This window comes from Roseomonas sp. WA12 (assembly GCF_054165765.1).
In genome coordinates this window covers 502,861-516,951 of the sequence record NZ_JBSTUI010000002.1, presented here as the reverse complement: position 1 = coordinate 516,951, position 14,091 = coordinate 502,861, and the positions used below count along the sequence as shown (strand labels likewise).

Sequence of the window (14,091 nt, the reverse complement as noted above, 5' to 3'; positions counted from 1 at the left end):
GACGACAGGGCAGTTAGGGAAGATGCCTCGTCGCTGCCTTTCACCGGTTGCGGCTACTGTCTCGCGAGTTCGTTCGTGTCGATATCGCTGGCGCGAGCAGCACACCACTGGGCTCCATCCGCGGCGACGACAAGAGCGAGGATCTGCTTGGGCAAGGCGAGAAGAGCAGGACCGGTCATGGTGCCGGCGAGCACGAGGGGCGCTACAAGGCCTGTTGTGAGTTTTCCCTGAAATGTGGAGTTCGTGGACCGTGATCATTGTGATCCGAAAAGAGTGGAACTATCCATCCGCCGAGTACCGCGGTTGGCGGTCAGGCGGCGGCCAAGAATGGCGTGACTTCGAGCTTCCATTTCCACGTGAAAAGCTGGCCGAGCCTGGAGTCAGGGTGGTCGGCGATTCGGGCGAGGACGTCAGGGAGCCATGCCCTGGGGTCGACGTCGTTCAGCTTCGCCGTGCTGATGAGGGAGAGCATGACCGCGGCCCGCTCGCCCCCGCGGTCGCTTCCGGCGAACGGCCATGCCTTTCGGCCAAGGGCGATGCCACGGAGCGCGCGTCCGGCTGCGTTGTTGCTGAGGCAGATCCGGCCGTCGTGGAGGACCCGGTGGATGCCTCCCAGCGCTTGAGGGCGTAGTCTAGCGCCTTGGCGAGGTCATTGTGGCGTGACAGCCTGCCCCTGGTCTCCAGCATCCAGGCATGGAGGTCAGTGTCGAGCGGGGCCACGACAGCTTGGCGGCGCTGCAGGCGTGCGTCCACGCTTCTCAGGGAACTCGCACAGGAAAGCCGCCTGTTGTCAGCTAACGAGCGGCACTGCACCCCGGCAGCGGGTCGACTGAATTTGCCTTGGTCGTGTCCGCCAGTGCTAGCAAGGCGAAGGCCGTTGAACGAACGATCTGGCGCATCTCCGACCTTGTGACGATGTGATTGAGCAAACTGTCGATGCTTGCAGTAAAGTGAAACAAGGAAGCAACGTCAGCGATAGGCTCTTCCCGAGGACGCGTCCAGGTCTTCGCGGCGTGAACTTTCAAGCCGCGTCAAAGACGCTGGCTCCATACTAGTAAGCTAACGGTTAGTCGCCTGTGCCGGACCCACCCAGTGCGCGCTTACCTTCTTGTTCGCTCGGCAATGGCATCGGAAGAGTTGCTTTCCGATGCAGCAGCGCCTGTTTGGTCGTCGCGGTCAGGTGCGACTGCTATACCCCCACACACGACTTGAACCCGTCATTGGTGTTGCCCGACATGGAAACATCGTGCCCTAAGTCGCTATAAGCACGCACCCATTCGTCAAGAAATTCAAGAGATCTGTGAACCTTGTAGATGCCGACATTCGGATCGAAAAAATACAGGTGTCCGCCTCGACTCTTGTAGGCACCCACTGCGTGCCCGGATAGCCCAGTCGTGGTACTAACCTTCAGCCCAATGTACAGACCGGTTCCCTGGCGGAACTGGGTGGATCGACAAATGGCCGAAAACGACGGTGCGATCTGGATTATCGGGCTGAAGCCCGCGTCCGGTCGCACCTCTACCAATCCGGTGAAATCGGTGCTGTCGTCGAACCGCAAACCATTAGCGTCCAGGACGGACTTTTCGTTGCCCGTCGAAGTATACGCAATCTGAATAGGAGCGGCACTCCGCATGATGCCGGGCACCTGATCGGTTTTACCCTGGCGGAAGGTTTTCTGCCGCCGGGAGAATAGTGAGTTGCTGGAGTGGATTTTCTCTCCGAGCCACTGACCGACCAGGGCAGCGCAAATTCCACCGTTGATTTTTTTGAAGTCGTCGTGGGTCCACGAAACGTGGTTTATGACGTTGCCGGCAAGCAGGTGACCTGGTTCCAGATGGCCCATATGTTTGGCCTGATTGAGCTTCATTTCCTTCGTCGCCCAATGGCGGAGCGCCTGAAAGTTCTTCCGTCTCTGCGTCATGCGTGTGTCTCATTGTCGATGCAATCGTCGGTTAGCTGATTTTACTCCGAGAGGAAGCTCAGTAGGGCCTGGTTGACGAAGTCGGGGTTTTCCAGGCTGGAGATGTGGCCCGCCTCCGGAATCGCCACGAAGGGACACCCGATCCGTTTCGCCATTGCCTGGCCTCGTGCGATAGGCTGCGCAAGGTCGTCCTCGCCCGTCATCACCAAGCTCGGCATCGACAAACCGGCGAGTGCCGGCAGGTGATCACGACGACCGAAGATGATGCGGCCAAGCGGCGCAATGCTGTCCTTCAGCCGCTGAGGCGGCCAGTCGCGCAGCGTCTGGCGGAAGGCATTGGGTAGTCGGGGATGCCGGGTCCTGACCGTGGGCGAGAAGAAAAGCGGCACCACGGCATCGAGGATCGGCTCCGGCACCGTGCCGTGAGTACCGATGGCGTCGAGCATGGCAAAATAGCTGTCCCGAGCCTGTTCCGGCTCAGCCGCCAGCGAGGTGTTCATCAGCACGAGACCCGCTACCCGTTCAGGCGCCATCAGGGCCAACTCGGTCCCCCACATGCCCCCGACCGAGAGGCCGATGATCGTGCAGCGGTCGACGTTGAGCCGGTCAAGCAGCGTAAGGTACTGCCGCGCGAGGTCACGCATTGTCGCCGTCCCGGTCGGTAGGGCGCCGGATGTGCCATGGCCCCAGAGATCGGGCACGATGACGCGGTAGCGGCCGGCAAGCGCCTCGATTTGGGGTGCCCACATCGCCGTGTCCCAAAGGAAGCTCGGCCCGAGTAAAACCGGTGCGCCGGAGCCGATCGCCATCATGCCAAGAGATGAGCCATCGATGTCATGTGTCTGACGGGTCGGTTCGGTGCTGGTCATGTCTCGTCGTCCTAGAAAGCATCAAGAGCGAAGGCAGCGTTCTTGCCCTCACCTTCTCGCGGCACCGCCGAAGGCGCCCAGACTGCGCGTGCCCGATCGCAACTCGATGACCGCTGCGAGTATTCGCGTTACTGTTGAAACATGGTTCGTCTGTTTTGCTGGCTTGACCTGCCCCTTGAGAGTCCTGTGTGGACGGCCCCTGCGACGCGAGAGCGATGTGACGTCGTGGCGCCGCGGTCGGGTGCGGTCATGTATCCTGCCTACCGATGCGGCCCTCATGACCGCTGGCGGCATTGTCAGGTTGGCGGCCAGTCGGGCGGTTCTGTCAGCTCTCGCGCGAAATTTGCTATCGCAAGCCGGCTGACGCTGCCGGCCTACCCTGCCGCGAGAATGGAAAGCGCGGTTGCCGCGCGACGGAGATGAAGCGTGCGGCGGCGGTTGGCGGGGATATGCTGGTTGTGCCGGAGGCGAGGGCGGAGGTGGTTGCGGAGTTCGTCGTAACTGCGACAGAACCGATCAGCTGCGGTGAAGCTCTTGAACCCACGTATGCATCGTATCCGGCCTTTGATGCCCCGGTGATCCTGCTCAAGCCGATTATTCTTGAAGACGCTGGTGCGGTGGGTCACCCGCTTGCCCAGCGATGAGCGGATCGCCCGCGGGTAGGAGCCATGCCCGTCCGTGGTGACTTGGTCGGGGATGATGCCTGTGGCGGACCTGGCTGAGCGGAAGAACGCCTTCGCGGCCGTCATGTCGCGGTGCTCGCTCAGCAGGGTGTCGACGAGGTCACCGTTCCGGTCGATTGCCCGATACAAGTAGCACCAGCGTCCCCGGACCCTCAGATAGGTTTCGTCAACGTGCCAGGAGCGGCGGCCGGCGCCGCTCTTCCCGCGCCGGCGCTGCCGAAGGTCACAGGTCAGCAACGATGCGAGCTTCGCTTGCCAGGCGCGGACCGTCTCGTGGCTGAACACAATGCCGCGGATGAGGAACATCTCGGTCAGGTCGCGGAGGGTCAGGCGGTAGCGCTGGCGCCACAGCACCACCAGCGCGATGACGTCGCTCGGGTACTGCGCCCTGTTCAGCACCCCCGAGCTGCGCGCGTTGAACCCTCGCCCGCAACTGCGACACCGGAAGCGTCGGTAACCCTGGGCTGTACGGCCCCGCCGCTCCGTCACCTCGGCCGAGCCGCAGTCCACGCACTCCATCTCAGGCTCCCGGCCGACCCTCACCCTGTCTGAAGCCTATCCACGCCTACCCCAGTTCGCCAATCCGCCCTTCTCTGGCGCGAGAGCTGACAGATCCGGCTGGCGGATGCCATCCCGACACTGCGTGACGTGTCCTGGTGGGTTGAGAACCAAAGCCGTTTCACGCCGGATCAGGCCTACGATGTCATCGTCAAGGCCGGTGAGGAACGGAGGGGAGCGTAGGCCCTTCGAACCTCAACGACGGAAGACCAAGCGTTTCCACACAGCCTCGGTGGGAAGCGTTCATTCCGAGCAGACAACACTGATCAGGAGAGCTTCATGACCTTCTCAAATTGAAATGCATCGTTATCACCGGGCAAATCATTTTGCCCGTCTGGATGGTTCGGGTCCGAGTGGTGTGTGTTGAAAAACTCGATGATCTTGAAGCCACACTTGTTGACATAGAAATGGATGTTGCGTTTCTCGAAATATGGGGTGTGTGTCTGCCAGCTAATCGTCTCGGGATACCGTTGCTCAATCGCCTGCCAAGCCTCGATCCCGAGCCCACGACCTTCCTCGCCAACTTTGAGAAAGAACAGGTCCAACGAGTTGCGACGGGTCTCAGCGTTGATCGTCAGCACGGCACCGCCCACCTTCCGACCGTCGCAAAGAATGTGCAGGACTTCGGCATTGCGAGCATCGAGTGCGCTGTCGAGGACTTCATTGGACGGAATCGGGCCATCTGGCAGCTTTCCGAATTCATCGACGACTGCGACGGCGAACGCAGTCTGAAGCTCTTCCTTTAAAGATGTATGGTCGCTGGGCTCAGCTTCGACGAGGGTGATCTGATAGGTCTTCATGCGGCGCTTCTACATGCTTTAGGCGTGAGGCGAGAGGAACTGGATGTCCGTAACGAGTCGGGAACAGCCGGGGATGACGCATCGTCGGACGGCCGCTTCCCCGAATGCTCCACCCGGAAGCGGCAATGCCGCTCTCGGCCAGTGTCTGTAATCGTGTGGTGAGGCTCGACGTACCGCCGGCGCCAGCAGTTCTGGCGTACCGGCGCCTTCTCGCAGACATGTTGGGCCAGGCTCGCCCTGTCCGCCGGCTTCCGCGCGGCTGGACTGCCGACCCGGGTCTGGCTACTGCGTCAGCGTCGCCCTCTTTACCGACATCGGCTCCACGTTCTCGCTTACCGGCAGTCTCCGGCGCGGCTCAACCACCCAGACAGGCGATCAGCGCGGCACGCATGCTCCGCCCATGCTCGGTGACGGTGAAGGACCCGGCCCCGCACTCGAATGTCTCGTCGTGGAAGGTGAAGATGCGGTGGAGCACACTGCGCTCTCAACTACCTAGACCAGATCAGGCGGTTCTGCTGGGTGTTCTTGACTCGGGATCTCAACCTGGGCGGATATCTCGCTCCCGGATGACCTTCGTCCAGGTGGCGATCTCGCTCTTTACCCAACTGCCCAGCACGGCCGAGGTGCTGGGGGCAAGATCGGTTCCCTCCTTCGCCATGCGCTCGACCAGGGCTGCGTCCTGTAGAGCGAGTCCGGCAGCCTCGTGGAGCCGGGACAGGGCGACGCTCGGCGTCTGGGCAGGAGCGAAGAGGGCGTACCAATTCAGGCTGGTGAAGCCGGCCTGCCCCTGCTCAATCATGGTGGGCACCTCCGGGGCGGCTTGGCTGCGCTCCGGCCCCGTGAAGGCGACCGCGCGGAGAGCTCCGTCGCGCACGAAGGGCAGCGCGGTCGATGGGTTGTCGAACATACCGTCGATCTGGCCACCGATCAGGTCCGTCAGGGCCGCGGCCGAAGAGCGGTAGGAGACGTGGCTGAGTGGCGCGCCGGTGCGCGACGCCAGCAGTTCCATCGACAGGTGTCCCATGCTGCCGGGCGCGGCGGACCCGAAGTTCAGGCCGCCGGGCTTGGCACGCGCCGCGGCCAGCAGGCCGTTCACGTCCGACACCGGGCTGTTCTTCGAGACCACCAGCAGCTGCGGGTTGGTCATCACCATGGTGAGGGGAGCGAAGTCGGTCACGGGATCATAGGGGAGCTGGGAGAACAGGCCGGCGTTGATGGCGAAGGCCGCCGTGGTCAGCAGGATGGTGTGCCCGTCCGGTCGGGCGCGCGCGACGTATGCCGTGCCGATCTGGGTTGCCGCGCCGCTGCGGTTCTCGACGATTACCGGTACGCCCAGGGTCGCCGACAGGTGGGGCGCCAGGAGGCGCGAGATGAGGTCTGACGCGCCGCCCGGCGCGAAGGGTGTGACGAGCTGGATCGGACGGGACGGCTGCCAGCCTGTTGCCGCGCGGGCGATACCCGGCGCGGCGAGGGCCGCGGAGATGACGGAACGACGCATCATGGTCTGATATCCTCCAGAGGCAGGCTGTCGCTGGTGCTTCCGTCCCGTTGGTGGAGCTGCGGCTTGAGGCGCCGTTCTTGCTTATCGGGGGTCGCCGGTCGGCATCAGCCGTCCACCGCGTCATAGGCGGCGACCGCCGGGGCGTCGTCCGGGATGTGGGCCAGCCACTTCTCCGCATCCAGCGCCGCCATGCAGCCGCTGCCTGCCGCGGTGACGGCCTGGCGGTAGATGCGGTCCTGCACGTCGCCGGCCGCGAAAACGCCGGGGATGCTGGTGCGGGCGGACCCGGGCTCGGTGACGATGTAGCCATCGGCGTCGGTCTCGAGCTGGCCGCGGAACAGGGCGGTCGCCGGGTCATGCCCGATGGCAACGAACATGCCGTGCACGGGCAGCTCGTAGCTTCCGCCGCCCTCCAGTCTGCGTAGCTTCAGGGCCCGCAGCGCCGGAAACCTGTCCTCCGTCGCCAGCGCCTCCTCCACCACCGTGTTCCAGATCACGGAGACCCTGGGGTGGTTGAACAGCCGTTCCTGCATGATCCGCTCGGCCCGCAGGCTGTCGCGGCGGTGGATCAGTGTCACCTTGCTGGCCAGCCCGGCGAGGTACAGCGCCTCCTCTACAGCGGAATTGCCGCCGCCGATCACGGCGACCTCCTTCCCGCGGAAGAAGAAGCCGTCGCAGGTCGCGCAGGCGGAGACGCCGAAGCCGGACAGCTCCTTCTCCCCGGGAATGCCGAGCCAGCGGGCCTGGGCGCCGGTGGCGATCACGATGGAGGAGGACTCGTAGGTGTCCCCGGAGTCGCCGACCGCGCGGAGCGGCCGTGCCCCGAGGTCGACCGAGGTGATGACGTCCCCGATGATGCGCGTGCTGACATGCTCGGCCTGGGCACGCATCTGGTCCATCAGCCAGGGCCCCTGCACCGCAGCGGCAAAGCCAGGATAGTTCTCCACGTCGGTGGTGATGGTCAGCTGCCCGCCGGGCTGCAGCCCCGCGACCAGGATCGGCTCCAGTCCGGCCCGCGCCGCATAGATGGCGGCGGTGTAGCCGGCCGGCCCGGCCCCGAGGATGAGCAGTCGCGTGCGGTGGATCATGGCACCTTCACCAACTCGACGGTCCGGCCCTGCACGTTGCGCACATGCGCGGCAAGCTCCGCCTCGGCATCGCGCGGCGTGCCTGCCAGGGCGAGGTCGAGGATGCGGCGGTGCTGCGCCAGGGCAGCGGCCATGCGCGCCCGGTCGTGCGGGATGCGGTGCCGCAGGGCTGTCACCTTGTCCGAGATGCTGCGGTAGGCGTCGATCAGCAGCTCGTTGCCCGAGCAGCCGACCAGGGCCTCGTGGAAGCGCGTGTCCATCGCCTCGGCCCGGCCGGTGTCACCGGCCTCCAGGGCTAGCGTCCCCCCGGCCAGCGGGACGGCCAGCGCGGCGGCGAGCCGTTCCGGGTCGCGCCCCACCGCCAAGCGCAGCGCCCCGCATTCCAGGATCGCGCGCATCTCGCAGAGCTCCCGCACCGCCGTCACGTCGGGAGACCAGACGAAGCTGCCGCTCTTGGCGCGGACGCTGACCAGCCCCGCCTGCTCCAGCCGCGCGATCGCCTCGCGGACCGGCGTCCGGCCGATGCCGAGCATCGCGCCGAGGCTGCGGTCCGAGAGGCGCGCGCCGAAGGCGAGCTCGCCCTGTAGGATGCGCTGTCGGATGGCGTCTTCGGCCAGCAGCCGGAGATCGTCTGGGGCATCGTTCATGAATCTACCATACCAGATAAGAAATTGACGCGGTCAACCGAAATCTGGCATGCCAGATGACGGAGGTACCCATGCCGCTTGATGTTCCCGTCAGTCGCCTGCCGGAGGACGGCCTTGTCGTCTTCCTCAAGGCGGAATGCCCGACCTGCCAGCTCGTGGCGCCGCTTCTCCCGGCTCTCGGCGCCACGGTGATCCTCCAGGATGACCCGTCCGCGGTCGCGGGAGCGGTCGACGACACCGCGCTCGCCCTGTCCTTCGCGGCCGACATCGAGATCGTGCCGACCATCATCCGCCGCGCGGCGGGGGCGGAGGCGGAGCGCAGCTGCGGCTGGGATCAGAAAGAGTGGCGGCGGATCACCGGCGCTCCGGACCTCGGCGACGGCCTGCCCGTCTTCCGCCCGGGCTGCGGCTCCAAGTCGCGCGAGCCGAACGTGCACGAGAACCTCGTGGCCCGCTTCGGGGAGCCCGGCATCGTCGCCCGGCAGCACGGGATCGGGGAGTGGGACGACCCGATCGAGGCCTGCTTCGAGCGCGGCTGGACCGACGGCCTTCCCGTCGTGCCGCCGACCGACGCGCGCATCCTCCGCATGCTGCAGGGCACGACACGCCGGCCCGAGGAGGTGATCGGCCGGGTGCCGCCCGACCTTCTGCCCATCACGGTCGAGAAGGTCGCCATCAACGCCGTCATGGCGGGCTGCCGGCCGGAATACATGCCGGTCCTCCTCGCGGCGCTGGAGGCCGCGCTGGAGCCGGTCTTCACCCTGCACGGCGTCGTCTGCACCACCTGCTTCTCGTCGCCGATCATCGTCGTCAACGGACCGATCGCGAGGCGGATCGGGATGAATGCTGGCATCAACGCGCTGGGCCAGGGCAACCGCGCCAACGCCACCATCGGGCGTGCGCTGAACCTCATCATCCGCAACGTCGGCGGCGGGCGGCCGGGCGAGCTCGACCGCTCCACGCTCGGCGGGCCGGGCAAGTACACCTTCTGCTTCGCCGAGAACGAGGACGATCGCCGCTGGCAGCCCCTGGCGCAGTCGCGCGGCATCGCCCCCGGCCGGTCGGCCGTGACGCTGTTCCAGGGCGACGGCATCCAGGGCTTCATCGACTGGAAGAGCCGCACGCCCGAGGAGCTCTCGAAAAGTCTCGCCATGGCGCTGCTGAACGTCGGGCACCCCAAGCTCTGCGAGTTCTTCAATGCCATCCTCGTCCTCAGCCCCGAGCACCACGCGATCTTCGCCGATGCTGGCTGGAGCCGGGCGGAGATCGAGGCAAGCCTTCGCGAGAACCTGCGCCGCCCCGGCAGCGACGTGGTCGTCGGCGCCCACGGCGTGGCGGAGGGCATGCCGCAGAAGCGGGCAGGGGAGCTGATCGATAAGTTCTGGCCGGACGGCCTCCTGGTCGTGCGCGCCGGGGGTGCGGCAGGGCTCTACTCGGCCATCTGCTGCGGCTGGACCGGCGGCCGCTTCCGCGAGGAGAGCCAGCCCGTGACGAAGGAGATCTTGGAATGAGGATGGACGACACGCTGCTGCGCGATCCGACGGGTGAGGTCGCCGCGCTGCGGCGTCCGCCCGTCGCGGTGGGCGCGGACCTGCGGACTGGCACGCTGGCGCTGCTCGACATCGGCAAGATGCGCGGCGACGAGTTCGTGGACCGCCTGGCCGAACTGCTGGAAGCCCGCGGCTTCCGGCTGCGGCGCTGGAAGAAGCCGACCAACACGCGCACGGCACCGTTGCCGATCCTGCAGGAGATCAGCGAGGGGGCGGACGCCGTGATCATCGCCCTGTCAGACTGCGGCTCCTGCACCTCCTGCTCGACGCACGACCTGAACGACCTCGACCATCGGGGTATTCCCGGAGTGAACGTGCTGACGGAGGAGTTCCGGGACGCGTTCGACCGGCAGTGCGGCAGCCTCGGGTTCGACGGACGCAGCGTCTTCGTGCCGCACCCGATCCTGAATCGAACCACTGAGGAGATCCACGGAATTGCCGAAGCGTACTTGGACCAGATCCTCGACAAGCTAAGCAGCGCCTGAGTCGCGTCTGGATTGAAAACGGCGGCAGGCAGGCCCCCCACCATTCCCGTCGGACGGCATGGCCTGCCGCCATCGCAACGCAGAACTTCAAGGCTGGAGGGAGATCATGCCGCTAATCCGAATCACACTGCTCAAGGGGCGTTCGCCGGCCGAGCTCCGCGCCATCGCCGATGGCGTGCACGAGGCGCTGGTCGAGACCTATGCCGTGCCTCCGGAGGATCGCTTCCAGATCATCGAGCAAAAGGATCCTGGGGAGATCATTTTCAGCCCGAGATACCTTGGCATCGCGCGAACGGAACGCCTCGTCATCATCCATGTCGTCGCGGGCCACTGGCGCGACACAGCCGCGAAGCAGACGCTGTACCATGCAGTAGCGGACAGGCTCGCCGCGAATCCTGGTCTAAGGCGCGAGGACGTCCAGGTGATTCTCACGTCCAACGACCGCCCCGACTGGTCCTTCGGGAACGGCGTGGCGTCCTATGTGCCGGCCGAGGCAGAAGGATGATTGCCTTTGTCCGACACGGACCGCCATTCGTCGACGTGGTCCTGACCACATCTTCGCGGAACTGTTCATAGTTGCGGAAGGTTCCAGCCTTCCGGCCAGGGAGATCTTGAAGCGCGGCGTCCGGGCAAAGCAGGCCCCATGGCGAGAACCGGAAGCATCTCTTGTGACGCGGAAGTAGTGGACCGGCTCAAGGCTGCGGAGCGTCGCAAGGCAAAGTCGGGTTATCCCGGGAGGACTTCGTAAACGCCCCCGGTGTTCTCGGCGCTGTCGCCGCGACGGCGGTCAGTCGTTTCCACGGCCTGGACTTCGGGACTGTCGGCATCGATTGCCAAGTGGATCCTGCGCCAGAACAGGTGCATGTCTGTGCAACAACGCCAGTCCAGATTTTCAGTTGATTCTGACGGGGGTTCCGCGCCCGTGGGTCACATGACTGCTCGACCATCCCTACGCGGGTAGGCCGGATGATCGGCATTGATCCGAGGGCGCGGCGCCAGGGCTGTCGGCGATCCTCCGTCACAGCCATCTCGGATCAGCGGTGAATTCGACCGTGAGCCAGCAGCTATGTGCCAAGCCGTCGATCTCGCTGGCCACCTCGACGCGCACGAGGTCCAGTGCATCGAACGTCGTAGCGGTCGTGGAAGACGGTGCCAGGAAGCCCACGTCCACGAACTGTGCCCTTCCCACGCGTGTAACGTAAGAGCGGTGGCCGGTGAAGCCGTGCCGCTACGCCACCTCGCGCACGAGGGCGGCCACGTGCGAATCCAGGTCAGGCGGGGCGATCTGCAGGATCTCGTGTCCTGAGGCGATATCTTGCGGATCGGGTTCGGCAACAGGGCAAGAAAAAGGACGAGCAGGGCCACGGGATCGGCATAGGCCGCCAAGTCGCCTTGCCCAGCACTCTCCAGGGCCATCGCGATTCCGAAGGCAACGCTCAATGCGGCGCTCATGATGGCGTTGTGCAGCCGGTCGCGTGCCTCCATCGAGAGAAGCAACGAGTCCAGCCCCCTGCCCCTGCGCTGCAGGTAGAGGAAGGCCACGAAACTCACAGGCGCGATGCCGAGGGTGAAGGCAACGCTGATCCGGTGGGGACCACCCTGCCGCCGGCAAGGAGGCCGCTCACTGCGTCGACCACGCCATAGACCGATGCAAAAAGCCCGAGCGCCCCGCTGACGAAGCCGAGCGTGGGCTCGAAATGCCAATAGCCGACTGGAACCGGCGGTCCTCACCGCGCCCGATCAGGCCGGCGGCGAACCAAGCCGCCAAGGGCATGCCGGCATCGATCAGGGCGTACATGCCGTTGAAGACGATGGCCTTCGAACCCGCGAACAGACCGATACCGATGCCCACCGCGGCGGTTGCCAGGGTGATGATGGCCAATGCAAGGAGCAACGAGCGCTCCCTGGCCGCATCGCCGGGCTTCGGCCTGACGGCGCTCCCCGATCCCGACGCATCGCCAGGCGAACGCCCGCTGCTGCTTCCGCCATGGGGCACGGCTCAGCCCGCCGTACTGCGATTCCCGCCAGCACGTAGGCGGGCGAGGCCCTCGCAGAGCACCACGAGGCTGATCCCCAGCATGGCAATGTCCTTGATCAGAAATCCGCCGAGCGCGTCGAGAAAAGGAAAGCCGCCCGAGCCCATCTCCCAGATCGGCAGAGCCAGCAAGATCGAGCTCGTCACGGTGAAGGTCCCGGCGCCGAGGACGCCGCCGATCACGCCGGCCCGGGGCGACCATGGGGAGACGAGCAGGAGCGCCACGGTGACCAATTCGATGACGCCCAAAAGGTAGGAAGTGCCGGCCTCTCCGAAGACAGCATAGAGCCAGGCAAGCCAGGGCGTGCCGCTGATGAGCGGCTTCAGCACCTCGACCTCGATGGCGGTGAATTTGAGGATGCCGATCAGTAAGAGGGGAAGGATGACGCCAGACAGGGCGACGACACGGCCTAGGGAGGCAAAGCGTTCGGCAGGGATGAATTTGTCGATCCCGATGATGGCACGGTCGACCGTGGTCAGGAGACTGCGCAACATGTTCGTTCTCCGATTGTGTGCTTGAGACACACATCTCCTCGCAGGCTTGATATGTGTGCGTCAAGCATATATTCTGGCGGTATGTCTATCGCGAAGCTTGAGAACATTATCGGGGCACTCGCTCTGTCTTTGTCGGACGATCTCTTGCAGAAGGTGCAGGATCAGGCGCCCGAGCCAGGGCCGGCAGCGGCGGCGATCGCGCTGCTGCGGCACGAGCCGGGCATGGCGATTGAGCGGCTCCGGCGAGCCCTCGGTCTGTCCCATTCCGGCGCTGTACGCTTGGTGGACCGGCTGGTCGCGGACGCCCTGGTGGTCCGGCACCCCGGGGCCGCTGATCGGCGGGCGGTTGCCCTGCACCTGACTCGGGACGGGGAGCGGCGGTGCGATGCGATCTTGCTGGCTCGCCGGGGAAGCATGACACGCGCCCTCGGGACCTTAAACGAGGCGGAGCGGACGGCGCTCGGCGGCCTCGCCGAGAAGCTACTGGCGGGGCTGGTCCGCTGTCCCGACGACGCCTACACGGTCTGCCGCCTCTGTGACACGGCGGCCTGCCCTAACTGTCCCGTCGAGCGGGCCCTGAGCGCAGCAGCCGGGTAGTTGTCGATGCGATCCGGCTGCGCTTGCCTGCCCCTGGTGCCGAGCAGGTCGCTTCCGGTGGCAGCCCGCTGCGCTACCGATCCGATCAAACGGGAAGCGATCGACGGACCCCTGGCAGCTGAGCGGCGGCGCCCGGACCGGATCGATCCCGAGCCCGAAGGCCGGGCCCATCGTGTTGTCAGAAGGTCCTTCCGATCACAGCGATCCCGCGCGGTCGAATTGCGGTCAGGAAGCGGAACGAGCGGAAACGGCCTTTCGCCACGCCTTCGGTCGGGAGCAGCTAGGGATATTGCATTGTCGGACAGCTGCTTTCCCGGATGGTCCACCTGGAAGCGGAACTGCCGCTCCCGGCCATAATGCGACAATGCAAAAGAGATGGAAAAAGGGCCGCCGTCTGGCGGCGGCCCCGGGACATCAGCCCAAGAGACGTACTCGGTATCCGGCTCAGGCGGCCCAGATGTCGCTGGCCGAGAGTTCGGTCCCGGTAACCAAGGTACCGACGCGGATCGCGGCGACCCCACCCGCACCATCCGCATCGTAGAGCAGGTTGCCGGCACGGCGTTGGCCGCTCAAGATGTCTGGGGGGTCTAACAGCCTCGTCAGTTCGCAAACGGATCCACATGCACGGAGATGGTAGTCCGTGAGGTGGCGCGGCCAGGCTTTCATCCTTGGAAGCGCCTGGCCGCCAACTCAGCGAATGTTCCAGAGAGGTGGCCTAGTAGGGTAAGGGGTGTTCAACACCGACCAACGACCGTTGGTCGGTGTTGAACATGTGCTGAGGCAAGCGCCCTCCCTAATGAATGACCTGAGTGGTGGTTTATCGGACACTGGACGGCAGTCGCCGTTCCATGTCTCATCCGGC

At 65.3% G+C, this 14,091-nt stretch carries 15 protein-coding genes and 1 pseudogene; 4 read left to right on the top strand and 12 right to left on the bottom strand.

Features of this window, described 5'->3' with window-relative positions; translation table 11 throughout:
- Positions 1 to 310 precede the first annotated feature (310 nt).
- The 8 genes and pseudogenes from ACVBD7_RS24915 to ACVBD7_RS24880 all read right to left on the bottom strand — a co-directional run.
- A pseudogene (locus tag ACVBD7_RS24915) lies at positions 311 to 747 on the bottom strand (IS66 family transposase); the annotation flags it as partial.
- A gap of 442 nt (positions 748 to 1,189) precedes the next feature.
- A complete protein-coding gene (locus tag ACVBD7_RS24910; protein WP_458098179.1) occupies positions 1,190 to 1,921 on the bottom strand; it encodes a hypothetical protein in 732 nt (243 codons plus the stop codon).
- Between the two features lie 41 nt (positions 1,922 to 1,962).
- A complete protein-coding gene (locus ACVBD7_RS24905) occupies positions 1,963 to 2,790 on the bottom strand; it encodes an alpha/beta fold hydrolase (protein ID WP_458098178.1) in 828 nt (275 codons plus the stop codon).
- Positions 2,791 to 3,164: 374 nt separating this feature from the next.
- Entirely contained in the window at positions 3,165 to 3,992 is an 828-nt protein-coding gene (locus tag ACVBD7_RS24900; protein ID WP_458098177.1) for an IS6 family transposase, read from the bottom strand.
- 305 nt (positions 3,993 to 4,297) lie between these two features.
- Entirely contained in the window at positions 4,298 to 4,831 is a 534-nt protein-coding gene (locus tag ACVBD7_RS24895; RefSeq protein WP_458098176.1) for a GNAT family N-acetyltransferase, read from the bottom strand.
- Positions 4,832 to 5,369: 538 nt separating this feature from the next.
- Positions 5,370 to 6,332, bottom strand: coding sequence for a Bug family tripartite tricarboxylate transporter substrate binding protein (locus tag ACVBD7_RS24890; protein ID WP_458098175.1), 963 nt, complete (start codon positions 6,330 to 6,332; stop codon positions 5,370 to 5,372).
- 104 nt (positions 6,333 to 6,436) lie between these two features.
- Positions 6,437 to 7,420, bottom strand: coding sequence for a thioredoxin-disulfide reductase (trxB, locus tag ACVBD7_RS24885; RefSeq protein WP_458098174.1), 984 nt, complete (start codon positions 7,418 to 7,420; stop codon positions 6,437 to 6,439).
- Complete coding sequence (locus ACVBD7_RS24880) at positions 7,417 to 8,067, bottom strand: GntR family transcriptional regulator (RefSeq protein ID WP_458098173.1); 651 nt, start codon at positions 8,065 to 8,067, stop codon at positions 7,417 to 7,419. Before ACVBD7_RS24880 ends, trxB begins: the two co-directional genes overlap by 4 nt.
- 71 nt (positions 8,068 to 8,138) lie before the next feature.
- Here ACVBD7_RS24880 and ACVBD7_RS24875 point away from each other — a divergent pair, with 71 nt between their 5' ends.
- From ACVBD7_RS24875 to ACVBD7_RS24865, 3 genes are all read left to right on the top strand, one after another.
- Complete coding sequence (locus ACVBD7_RS24875) at positions 8,139 to 9,578, top strand: hypothetical protein (RefSeq protein WP_458098172.1); 1,440 nt, start codon at positions 8,139 to 8,141, stop codon at positions 9,576 to 9,578.
- A gap of 2 nt (positions 9,579 to 9,580) precedes the next feature.
- Positions 9,581 to 10,102 (top strand): UGSC family (seleno)protein, encoded by a 522-nt coding sequence (locus ACVBD7_RS24870; protein WP_458098171.1) that lies wholly within the window; start codon positions 9,581 to 9,583, stop codon positions 10,100 to 10,102.
- A gap of 106 nt (positions 10,103 to 10,208) precedes the next feature.
- On the top strand, positions 10,209 to 10,607 hold the full coding sequence (locus ACVBD7_RS24865; RefSeq protein ID WP_458098170.1) for a tautomerase family protein: 399 nt from the start codon (positions 10,209 to 10,211) through the stop codon (positions 10,605 to 10,607).
- Between the two features lie 513 nt (positions 10,608 to 11,120).
- Here ACVBD7_RS24865 and ACVBD7_RS24860 read toward each other — a convergent pair.
- From ACVBD7_RS24860 to ACVBD7_RS24850, 3 genes are all read right to left on the bottom strand, one after another.
- Positions 11,121 to 11,273 (bottom strand): hypothetical protein, encoded by a 153-nt coding sequence (locus ACVBD7_RS24860; RefSeq protein WP_458098169.1) that lies wholly within the window; start codon positions 11,271 to 11,273, stop codon positions 11,121 to 11,123.
- Positions 11,274 to 11,723: 450 nt separating this feature from the next.
- Positions 11,724 to 11,996 (bottom strand): hypothetical protein, encoded by a 273-nt coding sequence (locus ACVBD7_RS24855; protein ID WP_458098168.1) that lies wholly within the window; start codon positions 11,994 to 11,996, stop codon positions 11,724 to 11,726.
- Positions 11,997 to 12,101: 105 nt separating this feature from the next.
- Positions 12,102 to 12,632, bottom strand: a complete 531-nt coding sequence (locus ACVBD7_RS24850; protein WP_458098167.1) for a DUF417 family protein — start codon at positions 12,630 to 12,632, stop codon at positions 12,102 to 12,104.
- 81 nt (positions 12,633 to 12,713) lie between these two features.
- Here ACVBD7_RS24850 and ACVBD7_RS24845 point away from each other — a divergent pair, with 81 nt between their 5' ends.
- Positions 12,714 to 13,229: a MarR family winged helix-turn-helix transcriptional regulator gene (locus ACVBD7_RS24845; protein ID WP_458098166.1), complete on the top strand. Its 516-nt coding sequence runs from the start codon at positions 12,714 to 12,716 to the stop codon at positions 13,227 to 13,229.
- A gap of 444 nt (positions 13,230 to 13,673) precedes the next feature.
- Here the strand turns inward: ACVBD7_RS24845 and ACVBD7_RS24840 are convergent, their stop codons facing one another.
- Entirely contained in the window at positions 13,674 to 13,802 is a 129-nt protein-coding gene (locus ACVBD7_RS24840) for a hypothetical protein (RefSeq protein ID WP_458098165.1), read from the bottom strand.
- Positions 13,803 to 14,091: the final 289 nt, after the last annotated feature.